This is a genomic window from uncultured Succinivibrio sp., from assembly GCF_902756765.1.
Classification (GTDB): domain Bacteria; phylum Pseudomonadota; class Gammaproteobacteria; order Enterobacterales; family Succinivibrionaceae; genus Succinivibrio.
This window is the reverse complement of the sequence record NZ_CACVSS010000157.1, coordinates 1-2,968: the sequence shown is the minus strand read 5'-3', so window position 1 is coordinate 2,968 and position 2,968 is coordinate 1. Positions and strand designations below refer to the sequence as shown.

Sequence of the window (2,968 nt, the reverse complement as noted above, 5' to 3'; positions counted from 1 at the left end):
TCGATATCTATCAGATATATAAGCCTTTTTTGCTTATAATCACACCTCTTCCCCAAAAATAAATCAATACAAGTTTTTAAAGAGCATCAAACCTAGAGTAAATCTAGTTTTGTTTTAAATTTCCATGTGGGAAACTAGAGTTCCTAATAATCTTATTAAAAAAGTTTTGTCTGGTAATAATACCAACCAACATATTGCGTAAAATTAGCACCATTCCATTTATATTACTTTTTCTTGTAAATCATAACGTTCATGAGCTGTTTTTATCACCACCCACCCCTCAGGACCACCAAGTGAAATGTTTTTTTAGCCAAAACAGCTGGTGGACGTCGCTTGTTACGATGCCAGTCGTCTAACAATACAGCGCTTTAATAATTAAGGATATGAAATCTGTTTATCTGTAAAATCGAAATACAAAAACTTGAGTTTATAATAGTCTTAAATATAAAAAGAAATTGATGGAGAGCAGAATGAAACTTGCTTTTATCGGTACTGGAAAGATTATCGAAGATGCTCTGTATGCCGTTAGATTTTGTCCTGCTGTATCTAAAACAGCAATCTACGCAAGAGAACACAGCAAAGCAAAAGCTGAAAAATTAGCAATGGATCATCAGATATCCGAAATCTATACTGATTATAATAAACTGTTAACCGAATCGTCAGCTGATACTGTCTATATTGGCCTGGTTAACAGCGCACACTATCAGTATGCAAAAGAAGCTCTTAATGCCGGTAAGAATGTAATATTAGAAAAACCTCTAACTGGCTTTTATGAGCAGGCTAAAGAGTTGTGCATGCTTGCAAAGGAAAAACAGCAGTTTCTCTTTGAAGCTATTACAATTCTACACAATCCAGCCTTTGAGGCTCTTAAGTCAGCTATAGAAAAGATAGGAAAAATCAGACTGTTCAATGGAAACTACTCACAGTATTCAAGCAGATATGACAGCTACAGGAAAGGAGTAGTTGAGCATGCCTTTGATCCGGAGTATTACGGAGGAGCTCTTTTTGACATCAATATATATAACATCCACTACTGTGTTGCTCTTTTCGGAAAGCCAATAGGTATAGATTATTTTCCTAATCTTGGTTTTAACGGTATTGATACGTCAGGTGTTCTGATTCTGGATTATGATACTTTCAAAGCGGTTTGCATCGGAGGTAAAGATGCAGATGGCAGATGTTATCTATCAATTCAGGGAGAGGACGGCGAGATTTTTGTCGACAGCAAGCCAAACGATGTTAACCGCATAGAGCTTAGCTATACCGACAGCTCAAAGGCAACCACACGTGATGCCTCAGGTGCAACAGTACGTGCAAAGAAAAAAGAAGTTTTAATTCACGAAGAGCCCAAACACAGAATGATCTTTGAATTTGAAAAATTTGCAAAGATTACGACCGATAAAGACTTTAAGCTTGCAGAACAGCTTAACGAGGAAAGTCTGACAGTTCTTGAGATCCTTGAAACAGCGAGAGAGAAGGCAGGGATAAATTTCCTAAACAGAGTCTAGAGAATCTAAAATAAAAAAATGCTTATAAATCAACTAATGAATTTCCTAAACGGTGTCTAGGGAATTTAATTTATAAAGAGGAATGCCTTTGAAAAGCTTTCTTTTAGCGTTAACTCTAATGGTGTGTACCTCGCTTTCTGCAGTTGCAGATATATCATCTGCAAAACAGGATCTGACGATTATAGAGTCACGTCTTGATAATCCCACGACTCTTTACTGTGGCTGCAGGCTTGTCTTTAAATCTTCTGATAGATATGTACCTGAACTTGACAGCTGTGGCTACTCAGTTCGAGAGGATAAAGTTAGAGCCCATAGAGTTGAGGCTGAGCATATTGTTCCCGCTTACTCCTTTGGACATACTTTGCCATGCTGGATGTCAGCTCCAAAAGGTCAGGGAAGAGCACAGTGCGAGCTTACCAGCAGTCTATTCTCGAAGATGGAGTCAGACCTTCATAATCTGTATCCTGCCATCGGAGAGATCCATAGTGACAGAAGCAACTACAGTTTTACCAATCGAATAAACAGTTCTGATAAGACATTATTCACATATGGACAGTGTCAGATGAGAATTTCTCCTAAGCTGAAGACGGCGGTTCCTCCAAACAGATCAAAAGGTATTATTGCCAGAGCATACCTATACATGAGTCAGCGTTATAACCTTGCTTTAACGATGGCGGAAGAACGTATGTTTAAAGCCTGGAATGAACAGTACAGACCAGACAAGAATGAATGCAGAAGAAATGAGCTTATAGAGCTGGTTCAGGGAAACGATAATCCGTTTATAACGGAGAAATGCCGACTCCTTTGACTTTGATTTATAGACTGATTTTGTAAAAGTCTGACACCAAACATTTCTGTTTTCTCTTCTAAAGAATCAGATATATTTGCTTTTTTCTTCAATCTTGGTATTATTCTGAATCCAAAATAATTAGGATAATATTCATGTCAAAATTCATTATTCTCATAACTCTGGCAGCCTTTCTTAACCTGCTGGCATGTTCTTCTCAGCCTAAGATTCAGAGAACTCCTGAAGAAGCAGAACTGTTAAAACCTGCCGTGGTAGAAACAGAGCTTGCAGAGAATACAGAGAAAAAGGAAGAGCCAAAGAAAGACATGACCGTTGGCGAGTATATTTATGTTGGTCTGATGACTACGGTTTACACCGGTGTGTTGGTAGCAGGGGAAGTGTTAAATAGTAAACACTGATATACCTTCCTAACTACATTTTAATCGTACGGTTAAAGTCTCAAAAGGAGGAGCAGGAAGGATATGGAGTAATTAATCCATATAACTTCAATAAGATACTGGATCAGAATTCCTTATCTTTAAGTTTAACAGCTCTTTTTTATCAGCTCAATAATACAGGAATGTTCCTTTGTGGCTTTATCATAGTTAATGCCAACTAAAATAATATTGCCACAGTAATCTTCAAGAGATTCGGTGTAGTGTTTCTCTTTTAT

General features: G+C 37.6%; 3 protein-coding genes. All 3 read left to right on the top strand.

The features are described from left to right. Positions 1–470: 470 nt before the first annotated feature. Entirely contained in the window at positions 471–1,508 is a 1,038-nt protein-coding gene (locus tag QZU45_RS11860; protein WP_295355558.1) for a Gfo/Idh/MocA family oxidoreductase, read from the top strand. Between the two features lie 88 nt (positions 1,509–1,596). Continuing rightward, positions 1,597–2,316, top strand: coding sequence for an endonuclease (locus QZU45_RS11855; RefSeq protein ID WP_295355556.1), 720 nt, complete (start codon positions 1,597–1,599; stop codon positions 2,314–2,316). Positions 2,317–2,450: 134 nt separating this feature from the next. Continuing rightward, entirely contained in the window at positions 2,451–2,714 is a 264-nt protein-coding gene (locus tag QZU45_RS11850; protein WP_295355554.1) for a hypothetical protein, read from the top strand. Positions 2,715–2,968: the final 254 nt, after the last annotated feature.

Coding starts and splice junctions, on each gene's coding strand:
- QZU45_RS11860 (WP_295355558.1), top strand. CDS start 471: ATGAAACTTGCTTTTATCGGTACTGGAAAGATTATCGAAGATGCTCTG.
- QZU45_RS11850 (WP_295355554.1), top strand. CDS start 2,451: ATGTCAAAATTCATTATTCTCATAACTCTGGCAGCCTTTCTTAACCTG.